Source organism: Rhizobium sullae (genome assembly GCF_900169785.1).
In the GTDB taxonomy this organism is placed as follows: Bacteria; Pseudomonadota; Alphaproteobacteria; order Rhizobiales; family Rhizobiaceae; genus Rhizobium; species Rhizobium sullae.
This window is the reverse complement of record NZ_FWER01000053.1, coordinates 1-19,868: the sequence shown is the minus strand read 5'-3', so window position 1 is coordinate 19,868 and position 19,868 is coordinate 1. Positions and strand designations below refer to the sequence as shown.

The window sequence follows — 19,868 nt, the reverse complement described above, 5'->3', positions numbered from 1 at the left end:
CCTCAGATTAGGTGGCAGCCACCGCGGGCGCGGAGTGCCCTTGGCGCGACAGTTGCTTTACGGATAGGTGCATCCAAATGAGTGAAGCCACGACGATTACAAAGAGCAGCAGGAAGCAGCTGGACCAGAGGCCGGTGATGTCCTTGAGGAGCCCAAACGCAATCGGAAGGATGAAGCCGCCAAGGCCGCCCATCATCCCGACGATGCCGCCGACTGCGCCGACGCTTTCGGGATAGTAGGCTGGAATGTGCTTGTAGACGGCCGCCTTGCCGAGGCTCATGAAGAAGCCGAGCACGAAGATGACGACGATGAAGATGACGGGAGTAACGCCGAAGGCAGGATCCGACCCGGACGCAGACGCAGCCGGCAGTGAAAGAATGAGGGTGGCCACGGCGGAAACGGCCAGCATCGCATACATGACGCTTCTTGCGCCCTTCTTGTCGGACAGGACGCCACCGAATGCCCTAAAGATGCTGCCTGGAATGGAATAGGCCGCGGCGATCATGCCGGCGGCTTCCAAATTGAAGCCGTACACGCCGACCAGATAGCGGGGCAACCACAGCGACAGGGCGACAAAGCCACCGAAGGCGAAGAAATAATAGAGCGAGAAGCGCCAGACTTGAACGCTCCTGAGCGGAGCGAACTCCTGCAAGAAGCTCTTGGATGCAACGCCGCGAGAGCGCCGATCCCGAAATGCCGGGTCGTCTGTGGTCGAAAACCAAAAGATGATGGCCGTTGCCGCAAGAACGAGAGCCCAGATCTCGGCAACTGCCTGCCATCCCCAGGCGATCAGCACGAAGGGTGCCGCAAACTTCGTAACGGCAGCCCCGACATTGCCGGCACCGAAAATCCCGAGCGCAGTCCCTTGTTTGTCCGGCGGAAAAAACGGCGACACATATGCGACGCCGACTGCGAAGGAGCCGCCGGCAAGGCCGACCCCAAGTCCTGCAATCAGCATCTCTGCATAGGTTGTTGCGTAGGAGAGCAGGAAGGTTGCGACTGCTGCGGCCAACATCGTGAGCGTGTAGACAAGACGGCCACCGTAGCGGCTGGTCCATATACCAAGCAGGATCCGGACGACCGAGCCGGTCAGCACAGGGGTTCCGACAAGCAATCCGAATTCGGCTTCGTTGAGCCCGAGCTCTTGCTTGATACGAATGCCTATAATCGCAAAGATCGTCCAGACAGCGAAGCAGACGGTGAAGGCGACCGTCGAAATCCACAATGCTCTGGCCGGTTCGCCAGCAGACATGGACTGTGTTTTCTCAGAAAAAGGCATGGCTTCTCCGGGGCGCGACCATGTCGTGCCAATCCATCGTTGAGAGTTAAAACAAAAAGCCGCTGGCCAGGTCGCGCACACACGAGAATGCGCGGGATATCCTGATCAGCGGCTTTGCTTGAGGCGCCCGTCGTTGGACGCCGAAAAATGCGGCCCTTCGGCCTCGCTATTATCTATGCAAGGGTCGTGCCAAGTTGAGATTTGCGCCATTTATGCTGTTTTGAGCCGCAAGTCGCCCTTAATGGTCGGAATAGGCATCCCGAAAATCGCCGCATCTTCGGTCAAATATTGTGCAATGCATACAAAATAGGCGTCATGCTAAGCCTGCTTTTGAGCAGCGATATACTCATCGACGCGATCGGGATCGAAGATTTTGCCGTCGAAAAATCCATCCGGGCCGAGCGTTAGGGTGCCGCTGGAGCCGACCGGCGTTTCGACCTGCAAGGCGCCCTCTACTTTCGAACTCGCAGCCGGCATGGCAACGCCGAGCGACTTCAGGGCCCTGCGGTAGATATCCGGCCGATAGGTGTTGCCGGCAACCGTTTGATGCATCGCGGTGTGGTCGACATGGCCCCACCGGACCATCTGTGTGTAGAACCAGAGCGCGTGGCTCTTCCATGGAAAGGTTGCCGCCTTGGCGTGCGGAACGAAGAAGTCCTCGACCGTCTGCGTGTCATGTCGGCCGGTTCTGAGTGCGCCGGTTACGGACGGGCGTAGCAATTCAACAGGCCTGTCGATATAGGCCGGCCCTGAAAGCAGGACGGCAAGCTCCTCGTGATTGGCTGTATCAGCACACCAGAGCGATGCGTTGTAAAGCGCTCTCAGCAGTGCCGACAGGGCTTCAGGATGGCTGTCGCCCCACCGCCCGTTCACGCCCAGTACCTTTTCGGGACTGGATTTCCAGATTGCCGCCTTGACCGTTGCGATCTGCGCGCCGCGTTTTAAAACACCAAAAGTATTCCACGGTTCGCCAACACAATAACCCTCGATCGCACCGGCCTTCAGTGCGTCACCCATATCCTGCGGCGGAAGGGTCACGATCTCGATTTCGCGATCCGGATCGATGCCGCTTCCAGAAAGCCAGTAGCGCAGTTCGTAGTTATGTCCCGAATAAGGGTGGACGATACCGAAACGAAGCCTGTCGCCTGCCCGCCGCGAAATCACGCTTTTCAACGCCGCACCGCTTAAGCGCGCATCGAGGGGATCGGCTGCGCCGTGGTCGGCCATGTCCCGCCACAAGGCGCTGGAAACGGTAACTGCATTTCCGCCAAGCCCAAGCGCCATCGGTACGATCATGCGTGGCGCGGGCGCCATGAGGCCGAGGTTGCAGGCGATCGGCATGGGGGCAAGGATGTGCGCCACTTCGAAATGACCCACCGCCAGCCGATCCCTGATCGTTGCCCAGGAGCGCTCCCGCACGAGCGTGAGGCCTAGTTGCTGCGTTTCGGCAAAGCCCTTTTCCTTGGCGACGACGAGGAGAGCGCTGTCGAGAAGCGGAACAAAGCCCGCGGTAATGTCATACCTGTTCCTCATACGTCCGCTCCTGGATCAAGCAGGCTTGCCGCGGTGAGGAGGCTTTGAGCGATCTCGACGACTTTCCTGTTCTGGTTCATGGCCGTGCGCCGCAACAGCGTGTAGGCCTCTTCTTCCGACAGCCCGCGGCTGCGCATCAGCAGCCCCTTGGCGCGATCGATCAGTTTGCGCTTTTCCAATTCGCCGCGTGTTTCTTCCAGCTCGCGGCTGAGGCGCGCGAAGGCATTGAAACGGCTGATCGCCATCTTGAGAATGGGCCTGACGCGCTCCTGTTTCAGGCCGTCGACAATATATGCGGAAACCCCTGCCTCGACGGCAGCCTCGATCGAGGCTTCATCGGAGTGGTCCACGAACATGGCGATCGGTCGCTTCACCGCGCGCGATATCTGGAAGATGCTCTCAAGCATGTCGCGGTTCGGGTTTTCGAGATCGATGACGATGACATCGGGATTGATCTCGGTGATGCGCTTGGCAAGGCCATGCATGTCGTCGATGATCGTGACCCTGTCATAGCCGGCCTCGTGCAAGCCGTCCTCGATGATCGAGGCGCGAATGCGGTTCTCATCAATGACCAGGACGTTCAGACTGCTAGTTTTCATAAGACCGGCGCCACAGGTTATTGGCATTCATTCGATACAGTGTGCCGATAGTGCAGGAGCGAACGGACACGGTGCCGCAGATGCGCCAAGAGAGACGCAATATCAAGCCATATCGCATCCGTGCTGGTTAAGAGTTTACTCTGCGGCTTCGACAAAGCGGTGGCGTTCATAGAGGAATTTCAGAACGGCTTCGCGGCATTTGAGGTAGGTGCGGTCCGAGGCGAGTTCGATGCGGTTGCGGGGCCGGGCGATCGGCACGTCGAGGACTTCCCCGATCTTGGCGGCCGGGCCGTTGGTCATCATCACGATGCGGTCGGAGAGCAGCACGGCCTCGTCGACATCGTGGGTGATCATCACCATCGTATTGCCGAGACGGGCATGAATATCCATCACTGCATCCTGCAGATGGGCGCGGGTCAGCGCATCGAGCGCACCGAAAGGCTCGTCGAGCAGCAGGATCTTCGGCTCCATCGCGAGCGCGCGGGCGATGCCGACGCGCTGCTTCATGCCGCCGGAGATTTCCGAGGGGCGCTTGTCCTTGGCGTGTGCCATCTGCACGAGGTCGAGGTTGGACATGACCCAGTCGTGGCGTTCGGCCCTGCTCTTGGAACTGCCGAACACCTTGGAGACTGCGAGGTTGACGTTTTCGTAGACCGTCAGCCATGGAAGCAGGCTGTGGTTCTGGAACACGACGGCGCGTTCCGGCCCGGGGGCGTTGACTTCCCGGTTTTCGAGAAGCACAGCGCCGGCTGAGACCGGCGTCAGTCCGGCGATCAGGTTCAAAAGTGTGGACTTGCCGCAACCGGAATGGCCGATGATCGACACGAACTCGCCTTTCGCGATCGTCAGACTGATGCCCTTCAGTACTTCGGTGCGCGTTCCGGCCCGGTCGAAATGCTTGTCGATGTGGTCGAGCTTGAGATAGGCGGTCATGGGTATTCCTCTCAGTTGGCCGAAGCGCCGCGGGTGATCAACCGGCCTGCAGCGGCCACCAGCTTGTCGAGGGCAAAGCCGACAACACCGATATAGGCCAGGGCGACGATGATGTCGGGCAGGCGCGACGAATTCCACGCATCCCAGATGAAGAAGCCGATGCCGACGCCGCCAGTCAGCATCTCGGCCGCGACGATTGCAAGCCATGAGAGACCGACGCCGATACGGAGGCCTGTAAAGATGTAGGGCGCCGCCGATGGCAGCATGATCTTGAAGAAGAATTCGAAATGATTAAGCCGCAGCACCTGCGCCACGTTGCGGTAGTCCTGTGGGATGTTGCGTACGCCGACCGCCGTGTTGATGATCACCGGCCAGATCGACGTGATGAAGATCACGAAGATCGCAGAAGGGTTGGAATCCTGGAAGGCGGCGAGCGACAGCGGCAGCCAGGCAAGCGGCGGGACGGTGCGCAGCACCTGGAAGATCGGATCGAGACCGCGCATGGCCCAGACGGATTGGCCGATGACGGCGCCGATCACGACCCCGGCGACCGCGGCAAGGCCGAAGCCGTAGGCGACGCGCTGGAGCGAAATCATGACGCGCCAGCCAAGCCCGATGTCCTGCGAGCCATAGTTGAAGAACGGATAAGCGATCAGATCAAAGCTTTCCTGCCAGACCCGGTGCGGCGAGGGCAGTGAGGCGTCGGGCGACGAACAGAGCACCTGCCAGATGGTCAAAATGATCGCAAGCACGACAAGCGGCGGCACGATGTTGCGCGCTGCCGCCATCGCAAGGCCACGCACATCGATCCGGGGAGCCGGCGGGCCTGCAAGCCGGACGACATTTGCGGCCTTCGGCGCAATCTTTGCCGGTATGGGTTCTTTCTTTGCCAGGGCGGACATGAAGGGCTCCTCGTCGGAAATCAAAGGCCGGCGCGCCTGTCGCGCGCCGGAGGTGGGGATCAGGATGCGGCCTTGATGGCAAGGCTATCGAGATAGGCGGACGGATTTTCCGGATCAAAGACCTTGCCGTCGAAGAAGGTTTCCTTGCCCCGGGAAGGGGAAGGGGGAATGTCGGCTGCGGCGACACCCAGAGCCTTGGCCGCATCACGCCAGAGATCCTCGCGGTTGACCTGGTCAACGAGGGCCTTGATGTCGGTGTCGGGCGCGAACTTGCCCCAGCGCACATTCTCGGCCATGAACCAGGTGTCGTGGCTCTTGAAGGGGTAGGAGGCGCCGCCTGCCCAGAATTTCATGTAAAGATCGGTGCCGTGGGCGACACGGCCGTTGCCGTAGTTGATGTCGCCCTTGAGGCGCCCAAGTACGTCCTTCGGTGGAACGTTGAACCATTGACGCTTGCCGAGGATGGTCGCCATTTCCTCCTTGTTGTCCATGATGTCGCACCATTGCTGGGCTTCCATCACCGCCATCAAGAGGGCTCTCGTGGCGTTCGGGTTCTTCTCGACCCAGTCGGCCCGCATTCCGAGCGCTTTTTCGGGATGTCCTTTCCACAGCTCGCCGGTCGTTGCTGCGGTAAAGCCGATCCCCTGATTGACGAGTTGCTCGTTCCAAGGTTCGCCGACACAGAAGACATCCATGTTGCCGACCTTCATGTTCGCCACCATCTGCGGCGGCGGCACGACGATGGTCGAGACGTCCTTGTCCGGGTCGATGCCGCCGGCGGCAAGCCAGTAGCGGATCCAAAGGTCATGAGTACCGCCCGGGAAGGTCATGGCGGCCTTCACTTCCTTGCCTTCGGCCTTCTTCTTCTCGAAGGCCGCCTTCAGCTTGGATGCGTCGAGTTGGACGCCGGTATCGGCATATTCCTTGGCGACGGAAATGCCCTGGCTGTCGTAATTCAGACGCGCCAGCAGCGCCATCGGTACTGGCTGATTGTTCTGCGTCACCTTGCCCGTATGCATGAGATAAGGCAGCGGCGAAAGGATGTGGGCGCCGTCGATGCCGTTCGAAGCGCCGCCGAGAACCAGATTGTCGCGTGTTGCGCCCCAGGACGCCTGTTTGGCGACCTCGACATCGGGAAGGCCATGTTTTTCGAAAAGACCCTTTTCCTTGGCAACGATCAGCGCAGCAGCGTCGGTCAGCGCGATGAAGCCGAGTTTAGCGCCCGTGACTTCAGGTGCTGCGGCTGCGGCAAAGGCGCCGGAGGGAAAAGCGGTGCGGACTGCGCCGATCAAGGCAGTCGCGGCGGTCGTTTTCAGGAGGCTGCGGCGGCTTATGCCGCCTGTGAGGATCTTGTTCATGCGCTGGTTCCCCTTGTTGGTCGTCGCAGGAATTTTCGGAATAAAAAAACGCCGCCCGGAGATTGCGTCTGCGGGAAGGGAGAGTTCCCGGACAGCAAAAACCGTGCGACGTCGATGTCTTTTGCAAGCGCTTATCACGCGCTTATCCGCCAGGATCGCCATTGATCCGGGCAAGACTATCCTTGCAAGCGGCATGCCAGTTTCCGGTCGGAGATCTAGCCCATTGAAATCACAGGGGGATGAGCACCTTCAGCGATTACGCCTAAATTTTAGGCTCGCGATAGGAATGTGCATATTTTGTGCTATTGCCGTTTCCAACGCAAACTGCTGCCAGCCTTTTGTGCAAAGCAGCAGAAGATCAGACCTCGCCGACACCTGGAACGAAGGGCAGCATGCTCTTGACTGAAAATCCGTCGACATACTCCACGAGGCGCGCCGGATCGAAGATGCTGCCGTCCATGAAGCGGTCACCGTCGCTGTCGCCTTCGACCCGGACATCGGCGTCCGGCGGCGTGCATGTCTCGCCGAGCGCTGTCCTATAGAGATCGGGGCGATAGGCGGACGCTGCCGCGCGTGCGCTGTTTAAGTTGATTGCCGCCTGGCCCCAGCGGATCATCTGACTGTAGATCCACAGCGCCTGGCTCGGCCGCGGATAGTTCGCGTAGCCGCGGTGGAACGTGAAATAATTGTCGACGATGCGGCGGTTGCCCTTGGCGTCCAGGCTGAACTCGCCGGCTAGCACACGCCGGATGATTTCGACGGGTGCTGCGATATAGCGCTGATCGGCAAGCGCCGCAGCCAGCGCGTCGTGGTTTTCGGCATGATCGCACCAGCGCGCTGCGGCATCCAGCGCCACGATCAGCCGGGAGACCGTTTCCGGATGGCTCTCGGCCCAATCCGGCCGCATGCCGATGACCTTTTCCGGCGCCGAGGGCCAGATGTCCTGCTTCGTCGCAACGATCCGCCCGACGCCGCGCTCGGACGCCACCATGTTCCAGGGCGCGCCGACGCAGAAGCCGTCGATTGCGCCGGCAGCTAGGGCATCGGAGGTGAGCGGGGGCGGCACGACGATGAGCTTGACGTCCTTGTCGGGATCAATGCCGCCCGCGGCCAGCCAGTAGCGGAATTCATAATTGTGCGAGGAAAAGGGATAGGTCATCCCGAGTGTCGGCACCGGCTCGCCGGCCAACCGCATCTGGTTCAGCACCAATGCAAAGGCGCGCGCGCTTTCAAGGGCGCTGGCTGCTTCCGAAACGTTTGCTGCTTCGCGCATCCGTTCGAAGAGGCGCGTGGAAAGGGTGATCGCATTGCCGCCGCGTCCGAGTGAGAAGGGCGCAATGGTCGGGGAGGGGTTCGAGCCCAGTCCAAGCATTGCCGCCACGGGCATCGGCGAGAGCATATGGGCTATGTCGAACTGGCGAAAGGCCAGGCGGTCGCGAACATTCGCCCATGAAACGTCCCTGACCAGATCGAGGGTTAAACCCTCCTTCTCGGCAAATCCGAACTCCGCGGCTGCAACCAGCACCGCGGCGTCGACAAGCGGGATGAAGCCGGCGCGAAGAACGCGTGGGCCCTCGCTGCTGAGTCGTGAAGGCGCGGAGACGCGCCCTTGCTGGGTGTCAATTCTCGTCACTGCATTCACTCCGCAGTCCTCCGGACAATCGAATGGGCGTGGCACCGGGTCACATCAGCAATCCTGCTGCCGTCACGACGCTTTGCGCGATCTCGGACATCTTCTTCTTCTCGTTCATCGCCGTCTGGCGTAGCAGCGCGAAAGCCTGTTCCTCCGAAAGGCCGCGCATCTTCATCAGAATGCCCTTTGCGCGCTCCACGACCTTGCGCTCCTCGAGCGCCGATTTTGCGTCAGCGAGTTCCCGCTGTAGGCGGCTGAAGGCATTGAACCGGCTGACGGCCATATCGAGGATAGGTTTCACCCGCTCCTTCTTCAGCCCGTCGACGATATAGGCAGAGACGCCGGCCTCGACGGCCGCTTCGATCGAAGCTGTATCGGACCGGTCGACAAACATCGCGATCGGCCGGCTGACCGTTCGCGTCAGCTGGAACAGGTGCTCCATCATGTCGCGGTTCGGGTTCTCGATGTCGATGATGATGACGTCCGGCTTCAGCGTCTCGATGATGCGCGCGACGCCCTGGACCTCGTGAATCACGGTGACGCGCATATGGCCGGCCTCCTGCAGCCCCTCCTCGATGATCGAGGAGCGGATCGCATTTTCGTCTATGACAAGGATCGTCAGGTCGAAACGGCTCATGCGCCATTTATGACGCACTGCAACAGAACAGGCAAGTTGAAAGCCGCAAAATTAAGCATTAAAAACAAATGCACAAGAAATACGCATTTTAGAAGTCGGCAACCTTCCCCCAGGCGGAGTTCTCAAAGCGGCTTGGATCATAGGCCCGTGGGTCTACCAACGGCTCTGCGCCGGAGACGATATCGGCGATCAGATGCCCGGCGCCCGGGCCAATGCCGAACCCATGTCCGCTGAAGCCGGCGGCAAGGATAAAGCCCGGGACCGAGGCTATTTCGCCGATGGCTGGCACACCGTCCGGCGTGCTGTCTATATATCCTGCCCAAACTGCCGTTATGGTTGTCGCAGCAAGAGAAGGCAAAAGCGCGCAGGCGCGGCGATGAGTGAGCGCAACAGTGCTGCGGTGCGGATCAGGATCGAGGATGCGCATCCGCTCCATCGGCGTCGGAGCATCAAGACGCCAACGGGCCAGACTCTCATGGCCCGAGAGCCAGCCTTCAGTCCCGCCGGGCGCAAGACTGCGCCAGCGACGGACGAACATCGGCAGAAATTCTTTTGAGAAACGAAGCTGCTGAGGTGTCGGGTCGATCCGCCCGCGCCCGCTGATGGCCAAAGTGAAACCGCCGTCGCCCCGTCGGGTAATCGATATTTCGGCAGTGTGAAGCGCATCCGGCAGATCGTCCGACCCAGCCGAAACAGAAAGGATGGACGAGCGGATGGAGGCTTGCGGGAAGCGGATGGCGAGCTGATGACAGAAGGACGAAGCCCAGGCGCCGCCAGCCATGATGGCCGTACGCGTCCGGATGGTTCCTTTCTCGGTAACAATGGCGCTCAATCGGCCAGCCGTCGTCTCGATGCCGCGCGCGGCGCAATTCTGATGCACGCTGCTACCGAGTTTCATGATTGCTCGGGCAACGGCCGGTGCGGCGCGCGAGGGATCGGCAGTCCCGTCCGATGGCGAAAAGACCCCACCTTTCCACGGTCGGCCGCTGGCCTTTCCGCGTTCGGCTGCCTGAACGCTGTCGAGCATATGCGTCGTCACGCCTGCGGTTGTTGCAAAATCGCGCCAGCGCGCCCAGCCTTCAAGCTCGGTCTCATTGTTGCTGAGGTAGAGGAGGCCGCAGCGCCGGAACCCGGTATCTTCGCCTGTTTCGGCCGCAAATCGCTCCCACAGGTGGAGGCTCTTCGTCGCGATCGGAAGTTCCCGTGCGTCGCGGTTTTGCTGGCGGCACCACCCCCAGTTCCGGCTCGACTGCTCAGCACCGATCAGGCCTTTCTCAACAAGGGCGACTTTCAGGCCCCGGCGTGCAAGATAGTAGGCCGTGAAGACGCCGACGATGCCGCCGCCGATGATCACCGCATCAGCGCTTTCAGGTAGGGCTTGCTTCGTTTCGACTTTTTGAAGGGGGGCAGGCATCGGCGTCTCCAGCTTTAGCCATCAATCTACCGCCTGGCCAAGAAAGACGTAGCTGGAGTTCAAGAGAGGTCAGCATTTTCTACCGTGCTTGCGCGTTGCTGCAACCGTTTATGCTTGACGAGGCGAACGCACCGGTAATGACAGGAGGGGCTTATATGCTATGGTCGGATCGGCATAGCGCAGCATTTTCTGCTGCGGTTGCCTTTCGGTGACACCAACATGGCAGGGCTCGCATGAAACTCGATCGGATCGACGTCAAAATTCTCTATGAGCTGCAGAAGAATGGCCGCATTACCAATGTCGAGCTTGCCGAATTGGTCAACCTTTCGCCAAGCCCCTGCCTCATGCGGGTGAAGAAGCTGCAGGCGGAAGGCTACATCGTCGGCTATTCCGCCCAGGTGAATGTGGGCAAGCTCGGTCAGACGCTCACGGTCTTCACCGAGATTACCCTCAAGAATCACAGGCAGATCGATTTCGCCCGCTTCCTGGCGGCCGTCGAGAAGGTCGATCAGGTGATCGAGTGCCACCTGGTCTCCGGCGGCTACGATTACATGCTGAAGTTCGTGACCGCCGGCATCGGCGAGTACCAGACCATCATGGAACGGTTGACGGATTTGGATATCGGCATCGACAAGTATTTCAGCTTCGTGGTGCTGAAGTCGCCGATCGTCAAGGCCCACATGCCGCTGACCAGCCTCTTTCCGTTGTGAGGAAGTGGCGTTTTCTCAGCGCCGGCAATAGGCGCGCACCAGTTCCGGATCCTGTTCAAGTCCGTCAAGCCAGCTCGGATCGAGTTTCGGCACGGAGGAAAAGAGCAGCTGCGAATAGGGATGCTTCGGCATCTTCTCTCTGTTGGACGGCAGGATCTCCTCGACCTTTTCGCCTGCATACATCACGACGATCTCGTCGCAGATCGCTTCCACTACCGAAAGGTCGTGACTGATGAAGATGTAAGAGAGGCCGAGTTCCCGCTGCAACTCCTTGAGCAGATCGATGACAGCTGCTGCGACGACCGTGTCGAGGGCCGAGGTGATCTCATCGCAAAGGATCAGCTTCGGATCGGCAGCAAGAGCCCGTGCGAAATTCACGCGCTGCTTCTGGCCGCCGGAAAGCTCTGCCGGACGTCTGTGGCGCACGGAAGAAGGCAGTTGCACCATGTTCAGAAGCTCGTTGATCCGCTTGTCGCGGGCCTTGCGGGCCATGCCGTGATAAAAGACGAGCGGCCGCGCCAGAATATCCTCGATCGATTTGGCCGGATTGAGCGCGGTATCGGCATATTGGAAGACGATCTGCATCTCCTGCAGCTGCTCGCGGGTGCGCCGGCGGGCGTTCTGTGCCAGTTCCCGCCCGTTGAAGACGATCTGTCCCGCAGAGGCAGGCAGAATGCCGGCAATCGTTCGCGCCAATGTCGATTTTCCGCAGCCCGACTCGCCGATGATACCGAGATTGCGGCCGCGCTCGACCTTGAGGCTGACCGAGCGGACGGCGCGCACCAGAGGCAGACCGTCCACCTGGATCGCGCCGTAGCCGGCAAACACGTTCTCGATTTCAAGGATGTGGGGATTGTCCGTTGCCACAACCGGCTGTGTGCCTCGCGCCTTGGGTTCGAAGGCGGCGAGCAGTTCGCGGGTATAGGGATGCTTTGCATCCGACAGGATATCTCCTGTCGCGCCACTCTCCTGTATCTCGCCGCCCTTCAAGACGATGATCCGGTCAGCGATCTGGGCAACGACCGCGAGGTCGTGGGAGACATAGACGCCGGCAATGCCGCCCTTGCGCATCACGGACTTGAAGGCGCGCAGCACCTCGATCTGGGTCGTGACATCGAGCGCGGTGGTCGGTTCGTCGAAAATGACGAGCTTAGGATCGCCGATCAGGGCCATGGCGGCCGAAAGACGCTGCAGCTGGCCGCCCGAAACCTGGTGCGGATAACGCTCGCCGATGGTTTCGGGATTGGGCAGTGAAAGCGCCCGGAAAAGCTCGATCGCACGTAGTCTCGCTTCAGCGGCGGGCATCAGTTCGTGGATGCGGGTGACTTCGATCACCTGGTCCATGATCGTCGCTGCAGGATTGAAGGCCGCGGCCGCGCTCTGCGGCACATAGGCGACTTCTCGGCCGCGAATGGCGGCGCGTTCCTTTTCAGGAAGCTTCGCCATGTCCTTGCCTGCGAGCATCACGCTGCCGCCGGAAATCTGACAGCCCGTGCGCGCATGACCCATCAGGGTCAGCGCAATGGTGGTCTTTCCCGATCCGCTTTCGCCGATCAGCGCGACGATCTCACCCGCCGCGACGTCGAAACTGACGTCCTTGATGATTTCAACGATCCGGCCGGAATCGGTCTTCGCCTCGACCTTCAGATTACGGATTTCAACGAGGTTAGCCATCATGCGCTCCGGTCCCGGATCTTTTGGGGCAAGTTGTCGATCAAAAGGTTGACGCTGATCGTAAGGCTTGCGATCGCGATCGATGGAAAGATCACCGCTGGCGCGCCGAAAGGCAGACCGCCGATATTCTCGCGCACGAGCGCACCCCAATCTGCATAGGGCGGCTGGACGCCGAGGCCGAGGAAGGAGAGGCCAGACAAGAGCAGCACGATGAACACGAAACGAAGGCCGAGATCGGCAAGCACTGGACCCAAGATGTTCGGCAGGATTTCCGAGCCGATGAGATAGAAGACATTTTCACCGCGGATACGCGCAACGGTGATGAAATCCATGGCGTTGACATTGACTGCCAGGGCCCGGGCGAAACGATAGGCACCGGGGATGTAAACTACCGAAAGCGTGAGGATCAGGACCGGGATCGACGAACCCACGGCCGCCACGACGACAAGCCCGAACAGCTTGCTTGGGATGGAGTGCAGCGCGTCGAGAAACCGGCTGAGAAGTGAGTCGGTCCATCCGCCGGCTACGGCGGCGACCATGCCGAGGACAACGCCGGTGACGCAGGCGATTGAAACGGCAGCGAGCGATATGCCGACCGTGTAGCGCGCGCCCATTAGGATGCGCGAGAAGATATCGCGGCCGAGATAGTCCGATCCCATCCAGAACTGCGCCGACATCGGGCCGAAATAATCGAAGTCGACGATTTCGCCAACTGGATAAGGAATGAGAAGCGGCGCAAAAATAGCGATAAAGGCCCAAAAGAGAATGACGCTGAGCCCCAGGACCCCGACGAGATTGAAGCGGTAGCCGATCCGGCGTGCGGCTGGCTGCTGTTGTTGGATATCTGTCGTCATCTGAGCCTCGGATTGGAAAGAATGGCGATAATGTCGGCAAGCGTGGTCAAGACCAGATAGCCGAGACAGAAGATCATCGCGCAGCTCTGGATCAGAGGCAGATCGCGCGTGGCGACCGCGTCAACCATCAATTTTGCGATGCCGGGGTAGTTGAATATGGTCTCGACGATAATCACGCCGCCGAGCAGATAGGAGAGCGAGAGAGCAATCGCGTTGACGATCGGGCCAAGCGCATTCGGCAGCGCATGCTTAAGCACGATGCGGCCCCGGGAAGCGCCCTTCAAAAGAGCCATTTCGACATAGGGTGTGGTGAGCGTTTCCACGACCGCAGCACGCGTCATGCGGATCATCTGTGCGGAAACCACGAAGGTCAGCGTGATGACCGGCATGGCATAGACCCGGAGCACGTCTGCAAGGGAATGGACTTCATTGGCAAGCGAGAGCGCCGGCAGCCATTTGAGGTAGACAGCGAAGAGAAGGACGGCCGAAGTCGCAACCATGAATTCCGGAACCGAAATCACGCCGATCGTCACAATGGTGACAATCCGGTCGTAAAGGGAGCCGCGCAGCATTGCAGCGGTAATGCCGAGCGTCAGCGCGATCGGGACCGAAAACAGTGCGGTTACGCCGGCGAGCTTCAGCGTGTTGACGAAGCGCCCGCCGATCAATTCGCCGATCGGCATGTCGTTGGCGTAGGATGTGCCAAGATCACCTGTCACGAGGCCGGAGAGCCAGCGCAGGAAACGCAGGATCGCCGGCTCATCCAGATGCATGGCCTTGCGAAGCCCTTCGACGGCTTCCGGCGTGGCGGCTTGGCCAAGGAGGATCGACGCCGTGTCGCCGGGCAGCATCGTCGTGGCGAAGAAGACCGCAAACGATACGATCACCAGCGTGATCAGAGCGATAAGCAATCGGCTCGAGATGAGGGATAGGACTTGCTGGTTCACACGCGCGCTCCCTTAGGCGTTCGGCTGGAGGACTATAGCGCAATCTGAAAGCGGAGCGGGGACGGTTTTCGCCCCGGCCCCTTGCTTCATCAGGCTTCGAGCCAAACATATTCCGCGAAGGCATAACCCATCTGGCCGCCAAGCGGGTTGGCTTCCAAGCCCCTGAGCTTGGCCGTCGTGGCGTCGACATTGGAGATATAGGCCGGGATGATCGTGCCGGCTTCCTCGGCGACCATGATCTGCATGTCGTTGTAGATTTCCTTGCGCTTCGCCTGATCAAGGGAGCCGCGGGCTTCGATCAGCATCTTGTCGAACTTCGCGGACTTGTACTGGCTCTCGTTCCAGGGCGCTTCCGAGGTGTAAAGCAGCGAGAATAAGATGTCCGGCGTAGGGCGTGGATTGATGTTGCCAAAGTGGATCGGCGCCTTGAGCCAGTAATTATCCCAGTAACCGTCCGAAGGAACGCGCTGGACGTCGAGCTTCATGCCGATCTCGGCGCCGGCGGCCTGGATGATCATCGCCATGTCGATCGAGGAGGAGGCTGCTTCGGAGGCGATCACGGGGATCGACTGACCAAGGACGCCGGCCTTCTCGAAAAGGAATTTCGCCTTGTCCGGATCGAAGGTTTTCGGCTTGAGATCGGCATTGCGATAGAAGTTGGCGGGCGACACTGGCTGGTCGTTGCCGACCTCGCCGAGGCCGCGCAACGCCGACTTGACGATCTGCTCGCGGTTCACGAGATACTTCATTCCCTCGATGAAATCCCGCTTATTGCCAGGCTCCATGTCCAGCCGCATGTTGAGGTTGGTGTAGTTGCCGGAGGTCGTCTTCGATAGCACGAAGCTGTCCCCTTGGGTCTCAACAAGGCGCCTCGAGCGCGGATTGATCGCGGCAGCAAGGTGGATATCACCCGAAAGCAGCGCGTTGACGCGGGCATTGTCGTCGCTGATGGCGAAGTATTCGAAGGAATCAACGTTCGGGCCGGATTTCCAGTAGTTCTTGTTCTTGACGCCGACCGAGCGCACGCCTGGCTCGAAGACTTCCTTGACGAAAGCGCCAGTGCCGTTGGCCTTGGAGAAGTCGGTGGTGCCATCTGCGACAATCATGAAGTGATGCATCGACAGGATGGTCGGCAGGTCGGCGTTCGGATTTGCGAGCGTGATCTCGATCGTCTGCTTGTCGATTGCCTTGAAACCCGTCATTTGGGCGGCGATCTTCGCGACCTTCGAGCCGACCGACGGGTCGAGATGCCGCTTCAGCGAGAAGACGACGTCGTCTGCCGTGAGCGGCTTTCCATCGTGGAAGGTAACACCGCTTCTAAGTTTGACGGTCCAGGTCTTCGCATCTTTGGACTCGATCGCTTCGGCAAGCTCCATCTGCGGTGTGCCGCTCTTATCGAGGAAGGTGAGGCGGTTGTAGAAAGAGCAACAGCGCACATAGTCGGTCGAGAGCGACGCCTTGGCTGGGTCGAGCGTATCAGCGGTCGAGGACGACCAGCCGGCCGCCTTGAGGGTGCCGCCCGAAACCGGCGCGGCGGCTACTGCCTTCGACGCCCGTCCGAGAATGAGGCCGCCTGCCGCCGTGGCGACACCGCCAGCCAGCATCAGTTGAAGCAATTCGCGCCGGGTTGCGCCGCGGCGGATGGCGTTTTCCACCATCATGTCGTCTGCTTTGGTCCAGTTCGTGATCTTGGCGTTCATGGCATTCCCCTTTTGTTGAATTGTCTGTGGCGTCCGCCTTATTGCGGCGGATTTTGTCCGTTTGTGAGGTTGGTTTTAAATGTCGGCCTCCTCCATGGCATTGGCGAGGCCTACCATGGACGTGAAGTGATAATCAGGTTGGGTGAACTGCTCCGGCTCGATCGTGCCGCCGTAGCCCTTTTGTGAATGACGCCGCTCGATCCAGCAATTCGTCATGCCGAGACGGCGCGAGATGCCGATGTCGTGGTACTGGCTCTGCGCCACATGCAGGATATCCTCTTTTGTGTTGCCTTCCCTGGCGACGAAATCGAACACCCTTTCGAAAAAGGCCGGATCGGGCTTTTCGGTGCCCGTATCGTCGGCTGTGAAGGCCGCATAGAATGGATTGCCAAGTTCCTCGGCAAAGTGCTCGAACGCCCAGCGCCGGGCATTCGTCATGGCGATCAGCCGATACTTCTTGGAAAGTCGGACCAGGGCGTCTTTGCTGTCGGCAAAACCTTTCCAATCCCTGGCGGAGTCTCGAAGCCGCTCGCCATATGCCGGCTCCGCGGGAAGACCAAGTTTCGGGGCGATCACCAGATAGACGCGCACGAGGTCGTCCGGGAAGAGATCGGCATTCTCAGAATAGCGCGCTTCACGGTAGAGCGTCAGCGCTTCTTCGCCGTCCACTTTCACGCCTGCCTCCGCACAGATACCGGCAAGGCAATCCTTGATGCCCCCTTCAAAGTCGATCAGCGTGCCGACGACATCAAAACTGAGGTATTTGAAATCCGCGAAGTTCTTTGCCAAAGTGCAATTCCTCTCTCGTGAGCGCCTCATTGCCGCAGCTGTGGGTCGCCTACAGAATTAAATGCTGCTGTGGACGCGGCAGGTATTTTTTCTTCCTGCAAAAGCCCGATTTTTCGGGGTTCCCGCTTTTTTCTTCCCTTCAGTTTCGCAGCTATGGCCCACTGGATTCTCCGAAAAGAACCTGCTCTGCGGCACAAAATTGCGAATATGACAGCTTCACGGAATTTCGACGACCACGCAAAACTCTGCCGGGAGTTCATTCTCCCGCTCATGCCACCAGGGCGCGCACGGCCGGATCGTCCAGTGTCTCGTCAAGCGTCCGGCGCGTACGTTCGACGATGGCGTCGATCTCCGTATCGCTGCAGCAGAGCGGTGGGGCATAGCCGAGCACGCCGTTGGCGAAGGCGCGGATGACGAGACCGTTGTTCCAGGCACGGTCGAAGATGCGGCGCGCCGGCTCGGCAGCTGCCGGAAGCGGCGTCTTGCGCTCCTTGTCGACGACGAGCTCGACGGCAGCCAGCATGCTGCGACCGCGGACATCGCCGACGAGCGGATGGTCCTTCAGGCTCTCAAGCCCGGCCATCAGGCGCGCTCCTGCCTTCCGGCCGTTTTGGAGCAGACCCCCCTCGTAGAGCCGCAGAACCTCAAGGCCGACGGCAGCGCTGACGGGGTGGGCCGAATAGGTATAGCCATGCCCGACCGCGGAAGCACCGGCGCCGTCGGCGATCGTCTGGTAGACATGTTCGGACATGAAGAGGGCACCCATCGGCACATAGCCGGAGGTGAGGCCCTTTGCGACCGTCAGGAAGTCCGGCACGATCTCGTCCTCCGAGCAAGCAAACAGCGGGCCGGTGCGGCCGAAGCCGGTGATGACTTCGTCGGCGACAAAGAGGATATCGAGATCGCGGCAGACGTCGCGCATCGCCTTCATCCAGCCTCTGGGCGGCACAAGCACGCCGCCCGATCCCTGGATCGGTTCGGCATAGAATGCCGCAACGCGATCGGCGCCGCCCAGTTCTTCGATCTTTTGCTTCAATGCCGCAACAGAGGCAGCGATGATTGCCTCCGGATCAGCGCCGGCGGGGTTTCGATAGGCATAGTGAGACGGAATTTTGTGCTGCCAGTCGAAAGGCAATCCGAAACCAGCATGAAAAGCGGGCAAGGCGGTCAGGCCGGCGCCGACCGTCGAGGAGCCGTGATAGCCCTGTTCGACAGAAATGAACTGGTCTTTTCCAGGCAGCCTGCGCGCGTTCCAATAGTAACGGATGAAGCGGATTGTGCTGTCGATGGCATCCGAACCGCCGAGCGTGAAATAGACATGATTGAGGTCACCCGGCGCGCGATCGGCGAGTTCTGCGGCAAGCCGGATTGCCGGCTCGGAGCCAAGGCCGAAATAGGCGGTCGCGTAAGGGAGCTCACGCATCTGCCTTGCCGCCGCCTCGACAATGCTGTCATGGCCGTAGCCCGCATTGACGCACCAGAGGCCGGCAAAGCCGTCGATCAATTGCTTGCCGGTCGCATCGGTGACAGTTGCGCCTGAGGCCGAGGCCAGGACCCGTACGCCTAGATTTTCGTGACTGCGATAGGAAGCGACCGGATGAACGAGGTGGGCGCGGTCGAGTTCGATCAGGGAATTGCTAAACATGAATGTCTCCAGGTCAGCCGAGGGCTTGGTTGGCGAGTGCGAAGGTTTTCAGCGCGGGACTGGTCGGCGGCTCGATGCCGCGGGTCCGCATGGTGATGCCGCCGCCGGCATGGGCAAAGCCGCGTTCAGCAAGCCAGGGTGCAAGACCTGTGTCGGCCGTCGTGTCAACGCGCAGGAAAGCACCGGGACGGCTGGCAATGAAAAAGGAAATTAGGGCACGGGCATCGCTGGCATTTGCGGCGACGACAGGCCCGATCACTTCGCCGCGGCCGAAGTTGCGAAATGCCGCAAAACCCCGAACTTCCCCGGCTTGGCGAATCACCGCGAATTGCCCGACCTTTGCGATATATTCGAGAAGGCCGCGGCGTTCGGCGCCGAAGGCTATGCGATCGAGCACCACGATAGCATCGAGATCATCGTGATCGGCAGGCGCCACGCCATCTGGCCGCTCGATTTCAGGCACGCTGCCCTGATACTGCAGGACCGAACCGGTTTCCCGGAAGCTGAGCTTCTCATAAAGCGGCAGGCCGTCGTTCGTCGCGACCAGACGAAGCGGCCTGTTCCCCGCAATCTTCAAGGCGCAATCCATCAGCTTTCGGCCAAGACCGCGGCCGCGCATGGCTTCATCGACAATGACCATGTTGATCGCAGCACAATCGTCGCCATAGGGCGTCACAAGGACCGTCCCCACAACGCGGCCTTTATTCTCGATGGCCGCGATGCCGCTACTCAATGCAAGCATCATCCGCCAGTCCTCCAGGCGGTGGGGCCACCCAGCCTGGCGCGAAAGTGCGACCGCACCGTCGAGATGGTCAGGGCCAAAAGCCGCAAGATCGATCTGGGTTGTCTTCATGGAGGGATCCCTAGTCCGTTTCTTTTAGTATTAGACCGCGGCCGTCAGAAGATCGTCCCAAGGACAGGTCTTCGGCGGTATCTTCCGCCGTAGCCTCGCCAGTTCGCCGCATCTTATGCCGCGGGTACGAGCCTGTCCGGTGATCACACTCGCGCCGCAAACCCTTTCCTTCGGGTGATGGTAAGGCGCGGTCGGGAAGGCATCTTCCTGGCAACATCCGGGAACCGTTCATCATTCCGCCGTCGGCGGCTTGCGGACATAAGGTGAACGCGGTAGCGTCGTCTGCGATGAAAGAGCGCATGGCGTACAAATTCCGCATCTACCCCGACGCGGAGCAGGCCCGCCTGTTCCGCCGCACCATCGGGTGCTGCCGCCTCGTCTACAACACCTGCCTCGAACAGAAGCGCC

Annotated in this window: 18 protein-coding genes; 2 read left to right on the top strand and 16 right to left on the bottom strand. The window is 60.3% G+C overall.

Annotated elements, in window-relative coordinates; translation table 11 throughout:
- Window positions 1–7: 7 nt before the first annotated feature.
- The 9 genes from BN1800_RS31445 to BN1800_RS31405 all read right to left on the bottom strand — a co-directional run bounded on the left by BN1800_RS31445 (window position 8) and on the right by BN1800_RS31405 (window position 10,288).
- Window positions 8–1,279 carry an MFS transporter gene (locus tag BN1800_RS31445; protein ID WP_087003200.1) on the bottom strand — a complete coding sequence of 424 codons (1,272 nt, stop codon included), beginning with the start codon at window positions 1,277–1,279 and terminating at the stop codon, window positions 8–10.
- 318 nt (window positions 1,280–1,597) lie between these two features.
- Window positions 1,598–2,812 carry a CmpA/NrtA family ABC transporter substrate-binding protein gene (locus BN1800_RS31440; RefSeq protein ID WP_087003197.1) on the bottom strand — a complete coding sequence of 405 codons (1,215 nt, stop codon included), beginning with the start codon at window positions 2,810–2,812 and terminating at the stop codon, window positions 1,598–1,600.
- Window positions 2,809–3,411 carry an ANTAR domain-containing response regulator gene (locus BN1800_RS31435; RefSeq protein ID WP_087003194.1) on the bottom strand — a complete coding sequence of 201 codons (603 nt, stop codon included), beginning with the start codon at window positions 3,409–3,411 and terminating at the stop codon, window positions 2,809–2,811. Before BN1800_RS31435 ends, BN1800_RS31440 begins: the two co-directional genes overlap by 4 nt.
- A gap of 135 nt (window positions 3,412–3,546) precedes the next feature.
- On the bottom strand, window positions 3,547–4,344 hold the full coding sequence (locus BN1800_RS31430) for an ABC transporter ATP-binding protein (protein WP_027510287.1): 798 nt from the start codon (window positions 4,342–4,344) through the stop codon (window positions 3,547–3,549).
- A gap of 11 nt (window positions 4,345–4,355) precedes the next feature.
- Window positions 4,356–5,246: a nitrate ABC transporter permease gene (gene ntrB, locus BN1800_RS31425; protein WP_027510286.1), complete on the bottom strand. Its 891-nt coding sequence runs from the start codon at window positions 5,244–5,246 to the stop codon at window positions 4,356–4,358.
- A 59-nt stretch (window positions 5,247–5,305) separates the two neighbouring features.
- On the bottom strand, window positions 5,306–6,604 hold the full coding sequence (locus BN1800_RS31420; protein ID WP_087003246.1) for a CmpA/NrtA family ABC transporter substrate-binding protein: 1,299 nt from the start codon (window positions 6,602–6,604) through the stop codon (window positions 5,306–5,308).
- A 358-nt stretch (window positions 6,605–6,962) separates the two neighbouring features.
- Window positions 6,963–8,237, bottom strand: a complete 1,275-nt coding sequence (locus BN1800_RS31415; protein WP_087003243.1) for a CmpA/NrtA family ABC transporter substrate-binding protein — start codon at window positions 8,235–8,237, stop codon at window positions 6,963–6,965.
- Window positions 8,238–8,286: 49 nt separating this feature from the next.
- Window positions 8,287–8,874: an ANTAR domain-containing response regulator gene (locus tag BN1800_RS31410; RefSeq protein WP_087003192.1), complete on the bottom strand. Its 588-nt coding sequence runs from the start codon at window positions 8,872–8,874 to the stop codon at window positions 8,287–8,289.
- Between the two features lie 88 nt (window positions 8,875–8,962).
- On the bottom strand, window positions 8,963–10,288 hold the full coding sequence (locus tag BN1800_RS31405) for an NAD(P)/FAD-dependent oxidoreductase (RefSeq protein WP_087003189.1): 1,326 nt from the start codon (window positions 10,286–10,288) through the stop codon (window positions 8,963–8,965).
- A 233-nt stretch (window positions 10,289–10,521) separates the two neighbouring features.
- On the opposite strand from BN1800_RS31405, the gene BN1800_RS31400 reads away from it, so the two are divergent.
- Window positions 10,522–10,998 (top strand): Lrp/AsnC family transcriptional regulator, encoded by a 477-nt coding sequence (locus BN1800_RS31400; protein ID WP_027510281.1) that lies wholly within the window; start codon window positions 10,522–10,524, stop codon window positions 10,996–10,998.
- A 15-nt stretch (window positions 10,999–11,013) separates the two neighbouring features.
- On the opposite strand, the gene BN1800_RS31395 is transcribed toward BN1800_RS31400, so the two are convergent.
- The 7 genes from BN1800_RS31395 to BN1800_RS31365 all read right to left on the bottom strand — a co-directional run bounded on the left by BN1800_RS31395 (window position 11,014) and on the right by BN1800_RS31365 (window position 19,460).
- Window positions 11,014–12,672: an ABC transporter ATP-binding protein gene (locus tag BN1800_RS31395; protein WP_087003186.1), complete on the bottom strand. Its 1,659-nt coding sequence runs from the start codon at window positions 12,670–12,672 to the stop codon at window positions 11,014–11,016.
- Window positions 12,672–13,526, bottom strand: a complete 855-nt coding sequence (locus BN1800_RS31390; RefSeq protein WP_087003183.1) for an ABC transporter permease — start codon at window positions 13,524–13,526, stop codon at window positions 12,672–12,674. Before BN1800_RS31390 ends, BN1800_RS31395 begins: the two co-directional genes overlap by 1 nt.
- The gene (locus BN1800_RS31385) at window positions 13,523–14,473 is read right to left on the bottom strand and encodes an ABC transporter permease (RefSeq protein ID WP_027510278.1); all 951 of its coding nucleotides are present in this window, start codon (window positions 14,471–14,473) and stop codon (window positions 13,523–13,525) included. Before BN1800_RS31385 ends, BN1800_RS31390 begins: the two co-directional genes overlap by 4 nt.
- 89 nt (window positions 14,474–14,562) lie before the next feature.
- On the bottom strand, window positions 14,563–16,173 hold the full coding sequence (locus BN1800_RS31380; RefSeq protein WP_027510277.1) for an ABC transporter substrate-binding protein: 1,611 nt from the start codon (window positions 16,171–16,173) through the stop codon (window positions 14,563–14,565).
- A 75-nt stretch (window positions 16,174–16,248) separates the two neighbouring features.
- Window positions 16,249–16,992 carry an HAD-IA family hydrolase gene (locus tag BN1800_RS31375; protein ID WP_087003180.1) on the bottom strand — a complete coding sequence of 248 codons (744 nt, stop codon included), beginning with the start codon at window positions 16,990–16,992 and terminating at the stop codon, window positions 16,249–16,251.
- Between the two features lie 238 nt (window positions 16,993–17,230).
- Window positions 17,231–18,607, bottom strand: coding sequence for an aspartate aminotransferase family protein (locus tag BN1800_RS31370; RefSeq protein WP_087003177.1), 1,377 nt, complete (start codon window positions 18,605–18,607; stop codon window positions 17,231–17,233).
- 13 nt (window positions 18,608–18,620) lie between these two features.
- Window positions 18,621–19,460 (bottom strand): GNAT family N-acetyltransferase, encoded by an 840-nt coding sequence (locus tag BN1800_RS31365; RefSeq protein ID WP_087003174.1) that lies wholly within the window; start codon window positions 19,458–19,460, stop codon window positions 18,621–18,623.
- A gap of 287 nt (window positions 19,461–19,747) precedes the next feature.
- Between BN1800_RS31365 and BN1800_RS44140 the strand changes: the two genes are divergently transcribed.
- Window positions 19,748–19,868 (top strand): helix-turn-helix domain-containing protein (locus BN1800_RS44140; RefSeq protein WP_210191301.1); only part of this gene is annotated, 121 nt, incomplete at its 3' end.

Bases quoted from the DNA above. Each gene is read 5' to 3' on its own strand.
- BN1800_RS31445 (WP_087003200.1), bottom strand. From the start codon at position 1,279: ATGCCTTTTTCTGAGAAAACACAGTCCATGTCTGCTGGCGAACCGGCC.
- BN1800_RS31440 (WP_087003197.1), bottom strand. From the start codon at position 2,812: ATGAGGAACAGGTATGACATTACCGCGGGCTTTGTTCCGCTTCTCGAC.
- BN1800_RS31435 (WP_087003194.1), bottom strand. From the start codon at position 3,411: ATGAAAACTAGCAGTCTGAACGTCCTGGTCATTGATGAGAACCGCATT.
- BN1800_RS31430 (WP_027510287.1), bottom strand. From the start codon at position 4,344: ATGACCGCCTATCTCAAGCTCGACCACATCGACAAGCATTTCGACCGG.
- ntrB (WP_027510286.1), bottom strand. From the start codon at position 5,246: ATGTCCGCCCTGGCAAAGAAAGAACCCATACCGGCAAAGATTGCGCCG.
- BN1800_RS31420 (WP_087003246.1), bottom strand. From the start codon at position 6,604: ATGAACAAGATCCTCACAGGCGGCATAAGCCGCCGCAGCCTCCTGAAA.
- BN1800_RS31410 (WP_087003192.1), bottom strand. From the start codon at position 8,874: ATGAGCCGTTTCGACCTGACGATCCTTGTCATAGACGAAAATGCGATC.
- BN1800_RS31405 (WP_087003189.1), bottom strand. From the start codon at position 10,288: ATGCCTGCCCCCCTTCAAAAAGTCGAAACGAAGCAAGCCCTACCTGAA.
- BN1800_RS31400 (WP_027510281.1), top strand. From the start codon at position 10,522: ATGAAACTCGATCGGATCGACGTCAAAATTCTCTATGAGCTGCAGAAG.
- BN1800_RS31395 (WP_087003186.1), bottom strand. From the start codon at position 12,672: ATGGCTAACCTCGTTGAAATCCGTAATCTGAAGGTCGAGGCGAAGACC.
- BN1800_RS31390 (WP_087003183.1), bottom strand. From the start codon at position 13,526: ATGACGACAGATATCCAACAACAGCAGCCAGCCGCACGCCGGATCGGC.
- BN1800_RS31380 (WP_027510277.1), bottom strand. From the start codon at position 16,173: ATGAACGCCAAGATCACGAACTGGACCAAAGCAGACGACATGATGGTG.
- BN1800_RS31375 (WP_087003180.1), bottom strand. From the start codon at position 16,992: ATGAGGCGCTCACGAGAGAGGAATTGCACTTTGGCAAAGAACTTCGCG.
- BN1800_RS31370 (WP_087003177.1), bottom strand. From the start codon at position 18,607: ATGTTTAGCAATTCCCTGATCGAACTCGACCGCGCCCACCTCGTTCAT.
- BN1800_RS31365 (WP_087003174.1), bottom strand. From the start codon at position 19,460: ATGAAGACAACCCAGATCGATCTTGCGGCTTTTGGCCCTGACCATCTC.